Source organism: Streptomyces sp. NPDC104761 (assembly GCF_055583445.1).
Window position 1 is genome coordinate 190,606 of the sequence record NZ_JBVJNZ010000007.1, and the last position, 18,357, is coordinate 208,962.

Annotated in this window: 16 protein-coding genes; 7 read left to right on the top strand and 9 right to left on the bottom strand. The window is 71.9% G+C overall.

The annotated features are described in order from the left end of the window. Positions 1-79 precede the first annotated feature (79 nt). Both ACZ63F_RS20755 and ACZ63F_RS20760 read left to right on the top strand, forming a co-directional pair. On the top strand, positions 80-1,834 hold the full coding sequence (locus ACZ63F_RS20755; RefSeq protein WP_469712770.1) for an esterase: 1,755 nt from the start codon (positions 80-82) through the stop codon (positions 1,832-1,834). Between the two features lie 230 nt (positions 1,835-2,064). After that, a complete protein-coding gene (locus ACZ63F_RS20760; RefSeq protein ID WP_469712771.1) occupies positions 2,065-2,505 on the top strand; it encodes an SRPBCC family protein in 441 nt (146 codons plus the stop codon). Between the two features lie 9 nt (positions 2,506-2,514). Here the strand turns inward: ACZ63F_RS20760 and ACZ63F_RS20765 are convergent, their stop codons facing one another. The 5 genes from ACZ63F_RS20765 to ACZ63F_RS20785 form a co-directional block, all read right to left on the bottom strand. After that, entirely contained in the window at positions 2,515-3,672 is a 1,158-nt protein-coding gene (locus tag ACZ63F_RS20765; RefSeq protein WP_469712773.1) for an XdhC family protein, read from the bottom strand. A gap of 151 nt (positions 3,673-3,823) precedes the next feature. Beyond that, positions 3,824-5,281 carry an NCS2 family permease gene (locus ACZ63F_RS20770; RefSeq protein WP_469712774.1) on the bottom strand — a complete coding sequence of 486 codons (1,458 nt, stop codon included), beginning with the start codon at positions 5,279-5,281 and terminating at the stop codon, positions 3,824-3,826. A 168-nt stretch (positions 5,282-5,449) separates the two neighbouring features. Then, on the bottom strand, positions 5,450-7,846 hold the full coding sequence (locus tag ACZ63F_RS20775; RefSeq protein ID WP_469712776.1) for a xanthine dehydrogenase family protein molybdopterin-binding subunit: 2,397 nt from the start codon (positions 7,844-7,846) through the stop codon (positions 5,450-5,452). Between the two features lie 5 nt (positions 7,847-7,851). Continuing rightward, complete coding sequence (locus ACZ63F_RS20780) at positions 7,852-8,442, bottom strand: (2Fe-2S)-binding protein (protein ID WP_352358855.1); 591 nt, start codon at positions 8,440-8,442, stop codon at positions 7,852-7,854. Beyond that, positions 8,442-9,344: an FAD binding domain-containing protein gene (locus ACZ63F_RS20785; RefSeq protein ID WP_469712777.1), complete on the bottom strand. Its 903-nt coding sequence runs from the start codon at positions 9,342-9,344 to the stop codon at positions 8,442-8,444. The genes ACZ63F_RS20780 and ACZ63F_RS20785 overlap by 1 nt, the downstream gene beginning before the upstream one ends. Before the next feature lie 373 nt (positions 9,345-9,717). On the opposite strand from ACZ63F_RS20785, the gene ACZ63F_RS20790 reads away from it, so the two are divergent. The 3 genes from ACZ63F_RS20790 (at position 9,718) to ACZ63F_RS20800 (ending at position 12,907) form a co-directional block, all read left to right on the top strand. Then, entirely contained in the window at positions 9,718-11,391 is a 1,674-nt protein-coding gene (locus tag ACZ63F_RS20790; RefSeq protein ID WP_469712778.1) for a PucR family transcriptional regulator, read from the top strand. A gap of 168 nt (positions 11,392-11,559) precedes the next feature. After that, positions 11,560-12,327: a hypothetical protein gene (locus tag ACZ63F_RS20795; protein WP_352358849.1), complete on the top strand. Its 768-nt coding sequence runs from the start codon at positions 11,560-11,562 to the stop codon at positions 12,325-12,327. A 79-nt stretch (positions 12,328-12,406) separates the two neighbouring features. Further along, entirely contained in the window at positions 12,407-12,907 is a 501-nt protein-coding gene (locus tag ACZ63F_RS20800) for a DUF2231 domain-containing protein (RefSeq protein ID WP_352358847.1), read from the top strand. 204 nt (positions 12,908-13,111) lie between these two features. Here the strand turns inward: ACZ63F_RS20800 and ACZ63F_RS20805 are convergent, their stop codons facing one another. Then, positions 13,112-13,879, bottom strand: a complete 768-nt coding sequence (locus ACZ63F_RS20805) for a GntR family transcriptional regulator (RefSeq protein WP_469712780.1) — start codon at positions 13,877-13,879, stop codon at positions 13,112-13,114. 163 nt (positions 13,880-14,042) lie between these two features. On the opposite strand from ACZ63F_RS20805, the gene ACZ63F_RS20810 reads away from it, so the two are divergent. Together ACZ63F_RS20810 and ACZ63F_RS20815 are read left to right on the top strand one after the other, a co-directional pair. Beyond that, a complete protein-coding gene (locus tag ACZ63F_RS20810; protein WP_469712782.1) occupies positions 14,043-14,867 on the top strand; it encodes a (2Fe-2S)-binding protein in 825 nt (274 codons plus the stop codon). Positions 14,868-15,195: 328 nt separating this feature from the next. Then, positions 15,196-16,230, top strand: coding sequence for a DUF2637 domain-containing protein (locus ACZ63F_RS20815; protein ID WP_352358841.1), 1,035 nt, complete (start codon positions 15,196-15,198; stop codon positions 16,228-16,230). Positions 16,231-16,314: 84 nt separating this feature from the next. Here ACZ63F_RS20815 and ACZ63F_RS20820 read toward each other — a convergent pair whose 3' ends face one another. The 3 genes from ACZ63F_RS20820 to ACZ63F_RS20830 all read right to left on the bottom strand — a co-directional run bounded on the left by ACZ63F_RS20820 (position 16,315) and on the right by ACZ63F_RS20830 (position 18,309). Then, a complete protein-coding gene (locus tag ACZ63F_RS20820; protein ID WP_469712783.1) occupies positions 16,315-16,770 on the bottom strand; it encodes an ATP-binding protein in 456 nt (151 codons plus the stop codon). A 308-nt stretch (positions 16,771-17,078) separates the two neighbouring features. Continuing rightward, positions 17,079-17,540 (bottom strand): hypothetical protein, encoded by a 462-nt coding sequence (locus ACZ63F_RS20825; RefSeq protein WP_469712785.1) that lies wholly within the window; start codon positions 17,538-17,540, stop codon positions 17,079-17,081. A 148-nt stretch (positions 17,541-17,688) separates the two neighbouring features. Next, entirely contained in the window at positions 17,689-18,309 is a 621-nt protein-coding gene (locus ACZ63F_RS20830; protein ID WP_469712786.1) for a hypothetical protein, read from the bottom strand. Positions 18,310-18,357 lie beyond the last annotated feature (48 nt).

Consider the following 18,357-nt stretch of genomic DNA (forward strand, 5'->3'; position numbering starts at 1 on the left):
AACAATCTCATGCCTCCTTGCCTACAGTCGGGGACTCGGAAGAGCCGCACCGCAACCCGATGCACAAGGAGGTCCACGGGTGGAGATCAACCGCAGAACCGTTGTCCGGGGCGCCGCAGCCATGGCCGCGTTCGGAATGGCCGAGGGCGCGGCAGGCAGGGCTTTCGCCGGCACCTCGTCGTCGACCGGTTCGTCCGGCACGTCCACGGCGGACCCGGCGTACTCGCTGGAGTTCGATCCCACCGCCTGGTCGTACGACTCGGCCAACGACGTGTACTACCAGCTGGGGAAGGTGTACGTCACCGACCCGGCCGCCACGGACATCGAGAACCTCTCGGTCTACGTGCCGGGCGCCTACCTCAAGGCAACCGTGAACAGCGACGGCACCACGTACACCGCGACGGTCGACCCGAAGGGCACCGTCGGCGCGTGCTCGGGGCGCACGGCGCCGATCGTGATCCCGGTCAACACCCCCGGCTACGCCGCCCAGAAGCCGACCACGTCCTACAGCTACAGCAGCGTCGCGCAGTACCTCGCGGCCGGGCACATCTACGTGTGGCCGGGCCTGCGCGGCCGGGACAGCTCGACCAGCACCCGCTCCGACGCGGCCCCCTGGGGCGTGACCGACCTCAAGGCCGCGGTCCGCTTCCTGCGGTACAACCGGAGCGTCCTGCCCGGCAGCACGGACGACATCGTCCTGTTCGGCATGAGCGGCGGCGGCGCCCAGGACACCGTGGCGGGCGCCTCCGGCGACAGCCCCCTGTACCACCCGTACCTGCGTACGATCGGCGCGGCGATGGCGGACGCCCAGGGCAGGCCCCTCAGCGACGCGGTCGCCGCCGTCATGGCCTGGTGCCCGATCACCAGCCTGCACGAGGCCAACCTGTCCTACGAGTGGAACATGGGCCAGTTCGCCTCGGAAGGCACGCGCGCGTCCGGCACCTGGACCGGCGCCTACTCGGCGGACCTCGCGAAGGCCTGGCCCAGGTACCTCGACCGGCTGGGACTGCGTGACGAGCAGGGCAGGCGCCTGAAGCTGACCGAGTCCGACAGCGGCACCTACCTGGCCGGCAGCTACTACGACCACCTGGTCGAGGTGATCACCACCTCGCTGAACAACTTCCTCTCCGACACCACGTTCCCGTACACCGTCACCACGATGGGCGGTCCGCCCGGCTCGGGCCGGCCGGGTACCTCGACCACGTACCAGACGGTCGACGACTACATCGCCTACCTCAACACCGGCAGTACGTGGGTCACGTACGACGCCACGACCAACACGGCGACGGTGTCCGGCCTCGAAGGCTTCGTCACCAGCCAGAAGACCGCGAGCAAGCCGGTCGGCGCGTTCGACGGGTACTCCCGCGGGCAGACCGAGAACGGCGTCTTCGCGACGGGGCTCAACGCCCCCGCGCACTTCGCCCCGCTCACCCGTGACGTCGTCAGGGCGAACGAGACGACGTACGCCACCTACGCCGACTGGAGCTCCGACTACGGCTCCGCGGCGTACGACAGCGACTTCGCGAAGAAGGACAGCGTCGGCAAGGACATGGGCTGGCGGGCCGACGCGTACAACCCGCTGTACTTCCTCTCCCCCGCCTTCGACGGCTACCGCCGGTCGCGGGTGGCGCGTCACTGGCGCATCCGCACCGGCATCATGCAGGGCGACACCGCCAACACCACCGAGATCAACCTCCAGTTGGCCCTGCGCAACTACGGCATCCGCGACGTCGACTTCGCCACCGTCTGGGCCCAGGGACACACCGAGGCCGAGCGCACCGGCGACCCGACGACGAACTTCATCAGCTGGGTGGAGTCCGTCACCGGGAGGTGACCACCGGCCCGGACCGCCCGGGCGCCCGGCCCCCGAACCCCGGCCGGGCGCCCGACTCGCCGGTGCGGTGGATCCGTCCGGTGGTGCGGGCTGCAGGCAGGCGGTTTGCCCGCCATTGCGGGGTCGTACGGCGCAAGGTCCGGCGCCGGCCCGACCTGGACGCATCTGTCGGTCCCGTGAACATCCCGTGTGCGACCCGCGCACGGTGGCCGGTTCCCTACGATCGTGCCGTGGTCAACTTCCTCCTTCAGCGGACGGCTCCGCTGCCGATCGACGAGGCCTGGCGCCGGCTCACGCAGTGGTCCCGGCACGCCGACGTGGTTCCGCTGACCCGGGTCACCGTGCTCACCGACCCCCCGACCCACGAGGGCACGGTCTTCGTGGCCCGTTCCGGGTTCGGGCCGCTGTCGTTCGACGACCCCATGGAGGTGACCGTCTGGGAGCCCCCGCGGGACGGCGGCTCCGGCCGGTGCCGCCTGGTCAAGCACGGCCGGGTGGTGCTCGGCTGGGCCGAACTGGAGGTGCACCCCGGGCCCGGCGGCCGCACCCGGGTGGTCTGGCACGAGGAACTGCGGGTCCGGGGGCTGCCCTCGCTCTTCGACCCGCTGGTCCGCCGGGCCTCCCGGGCCGTGTTCGGGCGGGCGGTCAACGCACTCCTCCGGCAGCCCTGACCGGGGGCTCTACGCCACCGATCCGATCCGCCGCGCCGGGAGCGCCGCGGACGTCACGTCGTGGTGGATCGGGGTGTGCGCGCCGGTCAGGCAGACCCCGCTGCCGCCCCGGCGGTTCGCGACGATCTCGGCGCCGATCGACAGCGCGGTCTCCTCCGGCGTACGGGCGCCGAGGTCCAGGCCGATGGGCGACCGGAGGCGGGCCAGCTCCAGTTCGGTGACGCCGACCTCGCGCAGGCGTTCGTTGCGGTCCAGGTGGGTGCGTCGGGAGCCCATCGCGCCGACGTAGGCCACCGGCAGGCGCAGGGCGAGCCGGAGCAGCGGGACGTCGAACTTTGCGTCGTGGGTGAGGACGCACAGGACGGTACGGCCGTCGACCCGCGTGCGCTCCAGGTACCGGTGCGGCCACTCGACGACGATCTCGTCGGCCTCCGGGAAGCGGGTCCTGGTGGCGAAGACCGGCCGCGCGTCGCACACCGTCACGCGATAGCCGAGGAACTTGCCGACCCTGACCAGCGCCGACGCGAAGTCGATCGCGCCGAAGACGATCATCCGGGGCGGCGGGACGGACGACTCGACCAGCACCGTGAGCGGTGCTCCGCACCGAGAGCCCTGCTCTCCGATCTCCAGGGTGCCGGTGCGGCCCGCGTCCAGGAAGGCGGCGGCGTCGGCGGCGACCGTGCGGTCCAGCTCGGGGTGGGCGCCGAAGCCGCCCTGGTGGGCACCGTCGGCGTCCACCAGGAGGGCGCGGCCCAGCAGCTCCGCGGGCCCGGTGACGACCCGCGCGAGGGCCGCAGCCCGCCCGCCCGCGGCCGCGGCCAGCGCCGCCGCGACCACCGGCCGGGCAGGGTCGTCCGCCCGGACCGGGGTCACGAGGATGTCGATGACGCCGCCACAGGTCAGGCCGACGGCGAAGGCGTCCTCGTCGCTGTACCCGAAGCGCTCCAGAACGGTCTCCCCGTCCTCCAGCGCCTCCCGGCACAGCTCGTACACGGCACCCTCGACACAGCCGCCGGAGACCGAACCGACGGCGGTCCCCTCGGCATCCACCGCGAGAGCGGCACCGGGCTGCCGCGGCGCACTCCCGCCAACGGCCACCACCGTGGCCACGGCGAAGTCACGGCCGTCCGCGACCCACCGGTTCAGCTCCTCGGCGATGTCCAACATGTCCAGATCTCCTTAACGAGGTTGAGGACAGGCGCCCCGCAAGGGGCGCTGGGGGTACCCCCAGCCGAAGGCTGGGGGTAGGAACTGCGCGACCAGCCACGACGGACCGGCACCCGACCACCGGCCCGTCACGGCTGAACCAGCGGAGCGACTAGTGGACGCCCATCCAGCTCTCAATGGGATTGAGGGCGAAGTAGACCAGGAAGATCCCTGTCAGGCCCCACATGAATGCCCCGATCTCCCGCCCCCTGCCCTGAGCCGTCCTGATGGCGGTGTAGGAGATCACCCCGGCGGCCACACCGGTGGTGATCGTGTACGTGAAGGGCATCAGGACGACCGTCAGGAACACCGGAATGGCGGTGGCCCGGTCGGCCCAGTCCACGTGCCGGGCGTTCATCAGCATCATCGCGCCGATGACCACCAGGGCGGCCGAGGCCACCTCCTGCGGGACGATCGCGGTGAGCGGCGTGAAGAACAGGCAGGCCGCGAAGAACAAGCCGGTGACGACGGAGGCGAGACCGGTGCGGGCACCCTCGCCGACCCCTGTGGCCGACTCGATGAAGACGGTCTGGCCGGAGCCGCCCGCGACCCCGCCGATCGCGCCGCCCGCGCCGTCGATGAACAGCGCCTTGGACAGCCCCGGCATCCGGCCCTTGTCGTCGGCCAGCTTCGCCTCGGTGCCGACGCCGATGATGGTGGCCATCGCGTCGAAGAACCCGGCGAGCACCAGGGTGAAGACGATCATCGCCACCGTCATCGCGCCGACCTTGCCCCAGCCGCCGAACTCGACGTGCCCGAAGAGCGAGAAGTCCGGCATGGAGACGGCGGAGCCGTGCAGTTCGGGGGCGCCGTCGGCCCACTGCCTGGGGTCGACGACCCCGAGCCCGTTCAGCGCGGCCGCCACGACGGTGCCGCTGATGATGCCGATCAGGATCGCACCGGGAACGTTCCGCGCCTGCAGCATGAAGATCAGCAGCAGGGTGCCGGCGAAGAGCAGCACCGGCCAGCCGGCCAGTTCGCCGGCGGGGCCGAGGGTGACCGGGGTGGCCTTGCCCTGGTGCACGAAGCCGGACTTGTAGAAGCCGATGAGCGCGATGAACAGGCCGATGCCCATGGTGATGCCGTGCTTGAGCGCGAGCGGGATCGCGTTCATGATCATCTCGCGCAGGCCGGTGACGACCAGGAGCATGATGACGACGCCGTACATCACGCACATGCCCATCGCCTGCGGCCAGGTCATCTGCGGGGCGACCTGCGAGGAGAGCACGCCCGAGACCGAGAGGCCGGCGGCGAGCGCGAGCGGCACCTTGCCGACGAAGCCCATCAGCAGCGTGGTGAAGGCCGCCGCGAACGCCGTCGCGGTGATCAGGGCCTTCTGGCCGAGCGTGTCCCCGGCCGCGTCCTTGCCGGACAGGATCAGGGGGTTGAGCAGGAGGATGTACGCCATCGCCATGAAGGTGGTGACGCCGCCGCGGACTTCACGCGCGACGCTCGATCCGCGCCGGGATATGTGAAAGTAGCGGTCGAGCCAGGACCGTCCGGCCGGGACGCGGGTGCCTTCTCCCGCGTCTTCGGCCGTCGCCCTGGGTTCGAGTGACTGCTGGGTCATGGTGCCGTCTCCCAAGGTTCACAGGGGCCCCCGCGCATGCCGATGTCTTCGGCGGCACGCGGGATTTGGGAAGTGCATGACCCGGGGGACGGCCCGGAGGTGCACGCTTGTGGGTTCGGCGCCGGGTGGTGGGGCAACTGCCCGGCGCCGGGCTGCCGTTCGGCAGTGTTACGCGTTGCCCGTCAGGTGTTCTGGGCGGACCGGTGTCCGGTTGAGCTCCAGGCCGGTCGCGTTGCGGATCGCCGCGAGGACCGCCGGGGTCGAGGACAGGGTCGGGGCCTCACCGATGCCACGGAGCCCGTACGGGGCGTGGTCGTCGGCGAGTTCGAGGACGTCGACCGGGATGGTCGGCGTGTCGAGGATGGTCGGGATCAGGTAGTCCGTGAAGGACGGGTTCCTGACCTTCGCGGTCTTCGGGTCGACGATGATCTCCTCCATCACCGCGATGCCCAGGCCCTGGGTCGTACCGCCCTGGATCTGGCCGACGACGGAGAGCGGGTTGAGCGCCTTGCCGACGTCCTGGGCGCAGGCCAGCTCGATCACCTTGACCAGGCCCAGCTCGGTGTCCACCTCGACGACCGCGCGGTGCGCGGCGAAGCTGTACTGGACGTGGCCGTGGCCCTGACCGGTGTGCAGGTCAAACGGCACGGTCGGCCGGTGCCGCCACTCCGCCTCGACCTCCACGGCCTCGTCACCGAGCACGTCGACCAGATCGGCGAGCACCTCACCACCGTCGGTGACCACCTTGCCGCCCTCCAGGAGCAGTTCGGCCGTCGCCCAGGCGGGGTGGTACGTACCGAACTTGCGGCGGCCCAGCTCCAGCACCCGCTCGCGGACCAGCTCGCAGGAGTTCTTCACGGCGCCGCCGGTCACGTACGTCTGCCGGGAGGCCGAGGTCGAACCCGCCGAACCCACCTGGGTGTTGGCCGGGTGGATGGTCACCTGCGCCACGCCGAGCTCGGTGCGCGCGATCTGCGCGTGGACGGTCACCCCGCCCTGCCCGACCTCCGCCATCGCGGTGTGCACGACGGCCACCGGCTCGCCGCCGACCACCTCCATGCGCACCCGCGCGGTCGAGTAGTCGTCGAAGCCCTCGGAGAAACCGACGTTCTTGATGCCGACCGCGTACCCGATGCCGCGTACGACGCCCTCGCCGTGCGTGGTGTTGGACAGACCGCCGGGCAGCTGCCGTACGTCCGCGCCCTCGCTGCTCTCCCACTGGCGCTCGGGCGGCAGCGGCATCGCCGTGACCCGGCGCAGGAGTTCGGCGACCGGGGCCGGCGAGTCCACCGGCTGGCCGGTCGGCATGATCGTGCCCTGCTCCATGGCGTTCAGCTTCCTGAACTCCACCGGGTCCAAGCCGAGCTGCTGGGCGACCTTGTCCATCTGCGCCTCGTAGGCGAAGCACGCCTGGACCGCGCCGAAGCCGCGCATCGCGCCGCAGGGCGGGTTGTTGGTGTAGAGGGCGATGGCCTCGATCTCGACGTCGTCGACGACGTACGGCCCGATGCCGAGCGAGGAGGCGTTGCCGACGACGGCCGGGGAGGCGGAGGCGTAGGCACCGCCGTCGAGCACGATCCGGCACTTGACGTGGGTCAACTTGCCTTCGCGCGTTGCCCCGTGCTCGTAGTAGAGCCGGGCCGGGTGGCGGTGGACGTGCCCGAAGAAGGACTCGAACCGGTTGTAGACGATCTTCACCGGCTTGCCGGTGCGCAGGACCAGCAGGCAGGCGTGGATCTGCATCGACAGGTCCTCGCGGCCGCCGAACGCGCCGCCGACACCGGACAGCGTCATCCGCACCTTGTCCTCGGGCAGGCCGAGGACGGGAGCGATCTGGCGCAGGTCGCTGTGCAGCCACTGGGTGGCGATGTAGAGGTGGACGCCGCCGTCCTCCTCGGGGACGGCGAGCCCGGACTCGGGGCCGAGGAAGGCCTGGTCCTGCATGCCGAAGTAGTACTCGCCCTTGACGATGACGTCGGCCTTCTTCGCGGCCTCGTCGGCGTTGCCGCGGATGATCGGCTGGCGGTGCACGATGTTGGGGTGCGGGACGTGGCCGATGTGGTGGTCGTCGCGGCCCTCGTGGACCAGGACCGCGTCGGGCGCGGTGGCCGAGGCCTCGTCGGTGATGACGGGCAGCTCGCGGTACTCGACCTTGATCTTGGCGGCCGCGCGGCGGGCGGTCTCCGGGTGGTCCGCGGCGACGATCGCGACCGGCTCGCCGTGGTGGCGGACCTTGCCGTGCGCGAGGACCGGGGTGTCCTGGATCTCCAGGCCGTAGTTCTTCACCTCGGTGGGCAGGTCGTCGTAGGTCATGACGGCGTAGACGCCGGGCTGGGCGAGGGCCTCGCTGGTGTCGATCGACACGATCTCGGCGTGCGCGACCGTGGAGCGGAGGATCTGGCCCCAGAGCATGTCCTCGTGCCACATGTCGGACGAGTACGCGAACTCGCCGGTGACCTTGAGGGTGCCGTCCGGGCGGAGCGTGGACTCGCCGATGCCGCCCTTGGTCTGGGAGCCCTGGGTGACCTTGGTGGGCGTGCCGAGGGGGGCGCCGTTGGTGGGCATCCGGTTCAGACCGCCTCTCCCTGCCGTGCGGCCGCGAGGCGGACCGCGTCCATGATCTTCTCGTAGCCCGTGCAGCGGCACAGGTTGCCCGAGAGCGCCTCGCGGATGTCCGCGTCGCTCGGGTTGGGGTTGCGCTCCAGCATCTCGTCGGCGGCGACGAGGAGGCCGGGGGTGCAGAAGCCGCACTGGACGGCGCCGGCGTCGATGAAGGCCTGCTGGATGGGGGAGAGTTGGGTTCGTTCGCCGGTCTGGGAGTCGGTGGGGGGCTTGGGCTGCCAGTTCTGTGAGGTGTCACGCGTGACATGTGACATAGCACTGTCGCACGTCCCGCCGCCGCAGGCCCGCCGCTCCGCGAACTCCGCCAGCCCCTCCACGGTGACGACCTCCCGCCCCTCCACCTGCCCCGCCGCCACCAGGCACGAGCACACGGGCACGCCGTCCAGCCGGACGGTGCAGGACCCGCACTCGCCCTGCTCGCAGGCGTTCTTGGAACCGGGCAGGCCGAGCCGCTCCCGCAGCACGTACAGCAGGGACTCGCCCTCCCACACGTCGTCGGCTTCCTGCGGACGTCCGTTGACGGTGAAGTTGACGCGCATCAGGCGACACTCCCCTTCTGCTCAGGGTTCTGCCCGGTAGTGCCGCGGTACGACTCCCAGGTCCAGGTCAGGGTCCGGCGGGCCATCACGCCGACCGCGTGGCGGCGGTAGCTCGCGGTGCCCCGGACGTCGTCGATCGGGTTGCAGGCGGCGGCGCACAGGTCCGCGAACTGCTTGGCGACCGACGGGGTGATGATCTTTCCGTTGTCCCAGAAGCCGCCCTCGTCGAGCGCCGCGTTCAGGAACTCCTCGGCGGTCTTCGCCCGCACGGGCGTCGGGGCCGCCGAGCCGATCCCGGTCCGCACGGTCCGCGTCCGGGGGTGCAGGGCGAGCCCGAAGGCGCACACGGCGATCACCATGGCGTTGCGGGTACCGACCTTCGAGTACTGCTGCGGTCCGTCGGCCTTCTTCACGTGCACCGCGCGGATCAGTTCGTCCGGCGCGAGGGCGTTGCGCTTGACGCCGGTGTAGAACTCGTCGATGGGGATGAGCCGGGTGCCGCGCACCGACTCCGCCTCGACCTCGGCGCCCGCCGCGAGCAGCGCGGGGTGGGCGTCGCCGGCCGGGGACGCGGTGCCGAGGTTGCCGCCGACGCCGCCGCGGTTGCGGATCTGCGGGGAGGCGACGGTGTGCGAGGCGAGGGCGAGACCGGGGAGTTCGGCGCGGAGGTTCTCCATGATCCGGGTGTACGGGACGGAGGCGCCGAGCCGTACGCTCTCCTCGCCGACCTCCCATTCGTAGAGATCGCCGATGCGGTTGAGATCGAGGAGGTACTCGGGCCGGCGGTGGTCGAAGTTGATCTCGACCATCACATCGGTGCCACCCGCGATCGGCACTGCGGTGGGGTGCTCGGCCTTCGCGGCGAGCGCCTCCTCCCAGCTGGCGGGGCGAAGGAAGTCCATGACCGGCTCTCTTCTCCGTCTCGTGAGTCTCGTGAGTCGTGTGGATTGAGCCAATCCGTGTGCGGCGGGCGCGGCTCGTTCATGTCCTGTTAACGCGGAATGACGCCAGTACACCGCCCCTTACTCCAGCGGGGTCAGTCACCGAAACCATGAAGGAGTTGGCTGGCCAGCACGGGCATCTTGTAGATTCGTATGAACGGAGGTCATCAGTAACCTCTTGGTTTTCCTGTGGAAACGCAGGAAACGTCCTGGCGACCACCGGTGACGGCCCGGCAGCCCTTGGTGACGGCCCGCGGAGGCGCCCGCCGGGGACCTCCCCCGTGACCCTTCAAGATTCATCGTAGATTTCGAGACACAGAACGGCGGCGACGAGATGCGGCTGCGCGCACTGCTGGACACCGATGCGCTGGGCCTGCGGCTGCTCGGCGGCGAGGACGAGCTGGACCGCACCGTGCGCGGGGTGATGACCACCGACCTGCGCGACCCGAGCCGCTACCTCTCCGGCGGCGAGCTGGTGCTGACGGGCCTGGCCTGGCGCCGGGACGCGGCGGACTCCGAGCCGTTCGTACGACTGCTGGTGCAGGCCGGGGTGGTCGCGCTGGCGGCCGGCGAGGCGGAGCTGGGCGACATCCCGGACGACCTGGCCGCGGCCTGCGCGCGCCATCGTCTGCCGCTCTTCGCGGTGCACGAGTCGGTGGCCTTCGCGACGATCACCGAGCATGTCGTACGGCAGGTCAGCGGCGAGCGCGCCGGGGATCTGGCGGCGGTGGTGGACCGGCACCGACGGATGATGACGTCGGGTCCGGCGGGCGGCGGCCCGGACGTGGTCCTCGATCTGCTCGGCTCCGACCTGGACCTGCGCGCGTGGGTGCTCTCCCCCGCGGGCCGCCTGATCGCCGGTTCCAAGGTGTCCGGGCCTGCGCTGCCCGCCGACGCCTGTGCCGGGCTGGCCGCCGAGCACCTGGCCGCGACTCGTACCGGCCGCCGCGGCCCGCACCGCGTGCTGCTCGGCGGGACCACGTACTCCCTCTTCCCGATCCGCTCCAGCAGCCGTTCCCCGCAGGGCGCGCGGGACGTGCGCGAGACCGTGCTGTCGGACTGGCTGCTCGCGGTGGAGGCGGACGCGGGTGACTGGCCGGAGGAGCGGCTCGACCTGCTCCAGGGCGTGACCCAGCTGATCGCCGTGGAGCGCGACCGGCGTGACGCGGCGCGTACGGTGCGGCGCAGGCTCGCACAGGAGGTCCTGGAGCTGGTGCAGACGGGCGCGGCCCCGGCCGAGATCGCGGCCCGGCTGCGGGTGGCCGCCCCGGTCCTGCTGCCCGGGCTGGGCGCGGCCCCGCACTGGCAGGTGGTCGTGGCCCGGGTCGAGTGGGACGGCGGGGAGGTCCAGGGCGGCCCGGTCGCGCAGTCCCTGCTGGAGGAGATCCTGGTCGACCCCCTGGCGACCGGCCCTGAGCCCTCCGACCGGATAGCGGTGGCCCACACCGGCGACGAGGCGATCGCCCTCGTCCCGCTGCCGGCCGTCACCGCCGAGCACGGCGGTTCCGAGTCCGGCATCCACGCCGACGCTCTCCTGGAGGCCGTCCGGGCTCCGCTGGCGGCGGGTCTCGACGACGACGGCCGGGTCACTCTCGGCGTGAGCGCGGCCGTGCACTCGGCGGAGGGGCTGCGCGGTGCCCTGGAGGAGGCCCGGCACGCCCGCCGGGTGGCCGCGGCCCGGCCGGGCCGGGTCTGCGCGGCCGGTCACCAGGAACTGGCCTCGCACGTCCTGCTGCTCCCCTTCGTCCCGGACGACGTCCGCCGTGCCTTCACCGCCCGCCTCCTGGACCCGCTGCGGGACTACGACCGCCGCCATCGCGCCGAACTGATCCCCACCCTGGAGGCGTTCCTCGACTGCGACGGCTCCTGGACCCGTTGTGCGACCCGTCTCCACCTGCACGTCAACACGCTGCGCTATCGCGTGGGGAGGATCGAGCAGTTGACGGGCCGGGACCTGTCCCGGCTGGAGGACAAGCTCGATTTCTTCTTGGCGTTGCGGATGAGCTGAGGTCACGCGGGCGTGCGGCGGGCTCGTGCCAAGTGGCGCCACCGTCCCACGACTTTGTGAAATTATTCACCCACCCTCTTGGCCCCGCGCGGCGATCGGTGCTGGAATGCGGCCACCACTTCACTGCTCGACGGCGCGCTAGGGGAGGGCAACGTGGCGTACTCCGCCATGTCTGGGAACGGAACGACCGCTGGTGACGATCCGCTCCAGACCGCGGTGTGGCGGCTGCGCTCGCGGGCCTGCTGGGCCGACGCGGCGGCTCTGCTGCCCTCGGACACGGCGTCGTACACCCTGCAGCGGGCAGGGCTGATGGTCGAGCGGTGTCTGTACACCGAGGGGGGCTGGGAGGAGGCCGAGGACGCGCTGCGGACGGCGGAGGCGGTGGCCAGGACCGACGAGGAGCGGGGTGCCGCGGCCTGTGAACGCGGCCAACTCGCCTACGCCGCGACCCTGCACGGGGTCCGCGACCGGGCGGACGAGGCGCGGGCCGCGCTCGGCAGGGCGGCGGCACTGATCCCGCCGGGGGCGCCGGGCCGGGCCCTCCTCGACTTCCGCCGGGGTCTGCTGGCGGAGAACCTCACCGGCTCCCCGCAGGCGGCCCGCGCCGCCTACCGCCGTGCGCACGCGGCCGCCACCGCCCACGCCGACCCGCTCCTGCTCTCCTTCACCTGGCGTCACCTTGCCGGACTGGCGCTGCGGGAGGGGGAGTTGGCGGAGGCACGGCACGGTTTCGCGGAGTCGCTGCGGATCAGGGAGGAACTGGGCTACCTGGTGGGCACGGCGCCGGCGCTCGCGTCCCTGGCCGACACGGAGTCCGAGCCCGAGGCGTCCCGCCTGCGCGAGGAGGCCGGACGCCTGTTCCGCCTCCTGGGCGGCGTCCCGACCTGGCTGGCGAGGCAGCTGTCTCCGCCCGCACCGGGGGCGGCGACCGCCTGAGACCCGGCTCAGAGGAAACTGAGAATCTGCTGTGCCAGGCTGACGCGCCCCGACCCACCCCCCTCAGGAGCGCTTCGCCATGAGCACCGTCAACGGGCTGCCGGCCCATGTCCTGCTGGTCCACATCGTCGTCGTCCTGGTCCCGCTGACCGCCCTCGCCCTGGTGGCCGCCGCGCTGTGGCCGCGGGCCGCCCGGCGGCTGGGCGTACTGCTGCCGGGGCTCGCCCTGGTCGCGCTGGTCAGCGTGCCGCTGACGACCCAGGCCGGCGAGTGGCTGGAGCGGCACGTGACCGAGGACACCCTGGTCCGCCGGCACACCGAACTGGGCGACGGTCTGCTGCCGTGGGCCCTGGGTCTGTTCGTACTGGCCACGGTGGTGTGGTGGGCAACGCGACGCACCGGTCAGGAGCAGGCTCCCGGGAAGGGCGCCCGCTGGTCGGCCCTCCCGGTGCGGATCGTGGTGGGCGTGCTGTCGGTGGCCGTGGCGGCCGGCGCGGTCGTCGACGTCTACCGCATAGGCGACTCGGGCGCCAAGGCGGCCTGGCACGACGCGTACCAGAAGACGGCGCAGGGCAACTGAACTGGGCGGGGGATGGGGCCCGGGGGTGGGGACGCTCACCGGCGCTTGCAGGGTTCCTCCCCCAGCCTGCCCGCAGCTACGGAGCTGACGCGACTGCAGCGCCCCGTAAAGGGCGCGGGGAACTGCGCGACCAGCCACGACGCACCCGCACCCGGCCCCCGCTGCCACCCCCACGGCGGGAGGCCGCGCAAACGCCCTCCCCTGTCAGCGCGCGGCGGCGAAATGCCCGGCCACCAGCCTGCGCACCGCATCCAGCTCCCCCGCGATCAACGCCTCCAGCAACGCGGCGTGCTCCGCGGCGTCCGCCATCAGCTCCGCCCGGGCCCCGCGCAACGGCAGAGCCCTCCGGTGCAGGTCCTCGGCGACCTGGACCAGCTGCTCGTTGCCCGCAAGGGCCAGCACCGCCCGGTGGAAGGCCCGGTCGGCCTCGGCGTAGGTCGCCCGGCAGCCGGTCGTCGCGGCCCGCACCGACTCCTCGGCGAGCGGCCGCAACGCGGCCCACCGCTCGGCGGGTACGCTGCGCGCCAGCCGCAGCAGCACCGGTACCTCGATCAGCGCCCGTACCTCGGCCAGTTCCGCGAGCTCGCGGGCGCCCCGCTCGACGACGCGGAACCCGCGGTTGGGCACGACCTCGACCGCGCCCTCCTGCGCCAGCTGCTGCATCGCCTCGCGGACCGGTGTCGCGGAGACCCCGAACCGCTCCCCCAGCGCCGGTGCCGAGTACACCTCGCCCGACGCAAGCTCGCCGCTGACCAGTGCGGTACGCAGCGCGTCGAGGATCTGCCCGCGCACGGACGCGCGCTGCACGGCGGGCCTGGGCTGTGGGAGCGGCGGCTCGCTGTGGGTGTGCTCACCCCGGGCGGCCGGCCGGCCGACGGGGAAATCCGGCGCCTCCCGTGCCGACTCCTCGGACCGCAACTGCGCCGGCACCCTGGCCGTCCCGGCGGGAGCCGGGTGCGCGCGCTGGTTCACAGGTCCTCCTCCGGCTCGTCGGCACTCGGGTCATTAACGGCGGGTTGTTACTTGTCCGTCAAGCACCTTAGGCGCACAAGGCGCTGGTTCAAATTTCCGAACCGGCGGGTAAGGTAAGGCTTACTTATCCGGCTGTCGACCCGCACCCGATCGGTGGTAGCCCATGTCCTCCCCCGTCTCCGCCGCCTACGCGCGCCTCACCGAGGTCTGCCCGGACCTGGCGGTCACGGAGCTGGGTCCCGGCGAACCGGCACCCCGGGGCGGCGGCCGGGTCGGCGCCGCCGAGCTGGCGGCCGGCGGCCCCGGCCTGGACACCTTCCTGGCCTGGGACGAGGACCAGATCCTGCGGGACGAGGGGAAGCCGGCCCGCCCCGACGTGGTCGCCACCTTCGGTCTGCACCGCTACGGCTGGGCCGCCTGCCTCCTGATCACCCTCCCCTGGTTCCTGGAGCGCCGGGTCCCCCGCCTGCCCGCGACCGCGGTGTCGTACGACCGCACGGCGGGCCGGATGGCCGTACGGGTCGACTCCTTCGCCTGCCTCCCGGGCGACCCGGCGGCGGCGCTGCCCGGCGCGGTCGTGGTGGCCGGCGAGGAGGCGCTGCGGGCCGAGGTGCGGGCGGCCGTCGCCGAGCACCTGGAGCCGGTCCTCGCCGGCTTCGGGCCGCGGATGCGGCGGCGCGGGCGCGCGCTGTGGGGGATGGCGACGGACGAGGTCGTAGAGGGGCTCTGGTACGTCGCCGGACTGCTCGGGGAGCAGGAACGGGCGGTACGCGAACTCGAACGGCTGCTCCCGGGTGCGACCAGGCCGTACGTCGGCGCGGCCGCCTTCCGGGTGCTGTCGGGACCTGCCGGGGAGCCGTTGCCGACCCGGGACCGGGCGAGCTGCTGCATGTACTACACGCTGCGCCCCGAGGACACCTGCGCCACCTGCCCGCGCACCTGCGACGACGAACGGATCGCCAAACTCGCTGCGTCCGCGGCGGCCTGAGGGCCCCTCAGGCTCCGCAGGGCGCACCCCCCGGTACTCGGCACGCGCCGGCATCCACTAAGATCGCCGGTGGCAAGATCCCCCCTGCGCGGACAGGAAATTCACAACTTCCCCACTTGCCGCAGGAACTTTCCGAGGAACCACCCGTATGGGTAGTCTTACTCGAACTCAACTCCCGCCCCTCATGCGGCAGTTCGAGCAGAATGCCGTCCTGGGGCATCCCCTTGCACTTCCTTGGCGGCCTCTTGCCCCGAAACCCCCTGAGGGCCCGTGGGATTGGGCCACTATGGCGGGCGATACGCCCTATCCCAATGCAAGGGACCCCTAGATGAGACTGACCGACATATCGCTGAACTGGCTGCTTCCCGGCGCCGTACTGCTCCTGGGCATGCTGGTCGCGGTGGCGGTGCTTGCGCGCTCCAAGCGGTCCGGCGGGGAGCACGCGAAGGACGACTCGTGGGAGCGCAGCGAGGAGCGCCGCCGGCGCAAGGAGGCCATATACGCCACCGCCTCCTACGTCCTGCTGTTCTGCTGTGCGGCGGTCGCCGCCGCGCTCTCCTTCCACGGGCTGGTCGGCTTCGGCCAGCAGAACCTCAACCTGTCCGGCGGCTGGGAGTACCTGGTGCCGTTCGGCCTGGACGGCGCGGCGATGTTCTGCTCCGTCCTCGCGGTGCGTGAGGCCAGCCACGGTGACGCGGCGCTCGGTTCCCGGATTCTGGTGTGGACGTTCGCGGGCGCCTCTGCCTGGTTCAACTGGGTGCACGCGCCGAGGGGCGGCGGCCACGACGGCGCTCCGCAGTTCTTCTCCGGCATGTCGCTCTCGGCGGCCGTGCTCTTCGACCGCGCGCTGAAGCAGACCCGCCGGGCCGCGCTGCGCGAGCAGGGTCTGGTGCCGCGTCCGCTCCCCCAGATCCGTATCGTGCGCTGGCTGCGCGCTCCCGTCGAGACCTACCGGGCCTGGTCGCTGATGCTCCTGGAGGGTGTGCGCAGCCTGGACGAGGCGGTCGAGGAGGTGCGCGACGACAAGCGGCAGAAGGAGGAGAACCGACTGCGCCGCCGCGAGCAGCACCGTCTGGAGAAGGCTCAGCTCAAGGCCATAAGCCGGGGCCACCGGGGATTCGTCGGACGCGTCGGCAGGCAGGACGAGGTGCACCAGGTGGAGCGCGCCTCCCAGCCCACTGCGGAGCCTGCCATAGCGGCGCCGGAGCAGCTGCCCGTACGCCAGCGGCCCTCCCTTCAGCCCGTCCGCAAAGGGTCTGACCCGATCACGGTCGACCTGACCGCGGAGGACGACACGATGGCGCTGCCGCGCCTCGACTCCCTGGAGCGCAAGCTCAAGGACCTCGAGCAGCAGTTCGGCTGACCGCCTGCCGCTGCCGCACAGCACCTCGGGACGGGGGCGTGACCATGACGGTCACGCCCCCGTCCCGTCGGTGTCGGGCGCCGGCTAGGCGGCCTCCGCGTCCAGTTCGAACCAGACGGACTTGCCGATCTCGTGCGCCTGGACGCCCCATGCGTCGGCGAAGGCGTCGACCAGTACGAGGCCCCGGCCGTGCGTGCCGTCGTCGGAGTCGGTGCCCGGGGCGCACATCCGCGGCCTGCGGGCCACGAAGTCCCGTACCTCCACCCTTAGTTGGCCCGGTTCCACGACGGCCGTCAGCACTGCCTCCCGGTCCGTGTGGACGAGCGCGTTGGTGACGAGTTCGCTGGTGAGCAGTTCCGCTATCTCGGAGCGGCCGGGCCGCCCCCAGTGCCGCAGCAGTTCGCGCAGTTCCCTGCGCGCCTCGGGCACCGCCCGCAGGTCCGACCGTCCCAGATGGCGCCTGAACTGCGACGGGTTCCCCCGTTCCGTCGTGTCGGTCTCTTCCCCCGCCGTCTGCGCCGAGGAGGCCCCGATGGCCACGGGACCGCCCCCTCGTGCCTGACTGTTCATGACCCCCGCCCGCACGCTGTCTGCCGGTTCCCCTCCTGATCGAACACGTTCACGGGGATCCATGCCCGCTCGGGCACGGGCCAGTCATGTCACGCCGATGACGACCGGGTGTTCGGCCATGTCCCGCGCCCGCTCCGGCCGGTACGTCGCCGCCAGGACCGTCCCGTACGCGCCAAGGGTGCCGCGGACCCGGCGTGATTCAGCCCCGTACGCAACCCCCCGGGCTGTTTCACGCGGTCCGCGGCACCGGCGAACCTGGCCGAAACCTGTCCTTCCGGCTACTTGCTGCCGAGGCCCTTGGTGCCGATGTTGACGATCTTGTGGGTGTCACGGGTCATGTCGACGACCAGCTTCGAGGTGGTGTTGCGGCTCCAGGTGAGCGTGATGACGGCCTCCGTGTACTTTCCGGTGCCGTTGTCCGTGACCTTCCACTTGAGCGGGGTGTTCTGGGCCCGGAGCACCCCGTCCGCGTGCTCGCGGTTCTCCCAGGCCTTCAGCTTCTTCAGGTAGGTCGGGGCGATGTAGTAGGCACGCAGCGCGGTGGGCAGGTTGCCGCTGCCGTCCAGGTCGCTCTCCGCGTCGATGTAGGCGCCGTAGAAGTCGGCGATGCGGGTGATGTTGTCGGCCGGGTTGCCACTGACGCTACGCGGTGCGCCGGCCGAGGCCTGAGCGGTGGCGCCGAGCCCGAGGGCCACGGCGAGGACGCCGGCGGTGAGGACGGCGCGGCTCTTGCTGCTCATGTCTGTTCCCCGTTTTCTGTGTCTTCGTGTCTTAGTGTCTTAGTGGCTTGGCGTCTTGCGTCTTGCGTCTTGCGTCTTGCGTCCTGCGTCTGGGGCCGCCCTCCCCTCCCCCGAGGGAGAGGGCGGCCCCGGTCCTGGTGACCGGGCGTCAGTGCAGCTTGTTCACGGCCGTGGTGGTGGTCTTCTTGAAGGCCTTCACGGGCGCGTCCACGAAGCCGCCGAGCTGCCCCCAGTCCACGACGGTGACGGTGCGCCCCTCCCGGCCGATGGAGATCAGCCGGATGTCACTGGTGCCCCAGGCGCTCACGGTGCGCAGGGCGTAGACGTGGGCGCCGTCCCCGACCGGGAGGGTGCCGTGGTCCTGGAACGTGGCCCGGATCTGCGGGTCCGCCATCTCGATCCGGTCCGCGCAGGACACGATGTCCTCGTCGAGCTTCGCGAACCGGCCCTTCGCCAGGCGGACGCTGGGCAGTTCGGCGCTGACCTGACGGGCGCTCGTGTCGAGGTCGGTCCGGAACTTCCGGTACCAGGAGTCCTGGCCGCCGCCGAGCCCGACGCCGATGCAGATGTCCTGCCTGGCCTCCTCCGGAATGCCGGCGGTGACCTTGCCGGCCGTCCAGGACGTGCCGGCCCGCGGCGGCAGGTCGGCCGCCGTGAGGAAGCCGGGCGCCTTGGGTGCGGCCGCCGCGGGAGCGGCGAGCGCGGTGCCGGCGACGAGTGCGGCGCCGGCGACTGCGGTGAGCGCGCCTGCTCGGGTGCGCTTGGGCATGGGTGTTCCCCCGTGGGTCGGTGCATGGGTGTGGGATGCCGCCGACGG

Bases quoted from the DNA above. Each gene is read 5' to 3' on its own strand.
- ACZ63F_RS20765 (WP_469712773.1), bottom strand. From the start codon at position 3,672: ATGTTGGACATCGCCGAGGAGCTGAACCGGTGGGTCGCGGACGGCCGT.
- ACZ63F_RS20770 (WP_469712774.1), bottom strand. From the start codon at position 5,281: ATGACCCAGCAGTCACTCGAACCCAGGGCGACGGCCGAAGACGCGGGA.
- ACZ63F_RS20775 (WP_469712776.1), bottom strand. From the start codon at position 7,846: ATGCCCACCAACGGCGCCCCCCTCGGCACGCCCACCAAGGTCACCCAG.
- ACZ63F_RS20780 (WP_352358855.1), bottom strand. From the start codon at position 8,442: ATGCGCGTCAACTTCACCGTCAACGGACGTCCGCAGGAAGCCGACGAC.
- ACZ63F_RS20785 (WP_469712777.1), bottom strand. From the start codon at position 9,344: ATGGACTTCCTTCGCCCCGCCAGCTGGGAGGAGGCGCTCGCCGCGAAG.
- ACZ63F_RS20790 (WP_469712778.1), top strand. From the start codon at position 9,718: ATGCGGCTGCGCGCACTGCTGGACACCGATGCGCTGGGCCTGCGGCTG.
- ACZ63F_RS20795 (WP_352358849.1), top strand. From the start codon at position 11,560: ATGTCTGGGAACGGAACGACCGCTGGTGACGATCCGCTCCAGACCGCG.
- ACZ63F_RS20800 (WP_352358847.1), top strand. From the start codon at position 12,407: ATGAGCACCGTCAACGGGCTGCCGGCCCATGTCCTGCTGGTCCACATC.
- ACZ63F_RS20810 (WP_469712782.1), top strand. From the start codon at position 14,043: ATGTCCTCCCCCGTCTCCGCCGCCTACGCGCGCCTCACCGAGGTCTGC.
- ACZ63F_RS20815 (WP_352358841.1), top strand. From the start codon at position 15,196: ATGAGACTGACCGACATATCGCTGAACTGGCTGCTTCCCGGCGCCGTA.
- ACZ63F_RS20825 (WP_469712785.1), bottom strand. From the start codon at position 17,540: ATGAGCAGCAAGAGCCGCGCCGTCCTCACCGCCGGCGTCCTCGCCGTG.
- ACZ63F_RS20830 (WP_469712786.1), bottom strand. From the start codon at position 18,309: ATGCCCAAGCGCACCCGAGCAGGCGCGCTCACCGCAGTCGCCGGCGCC.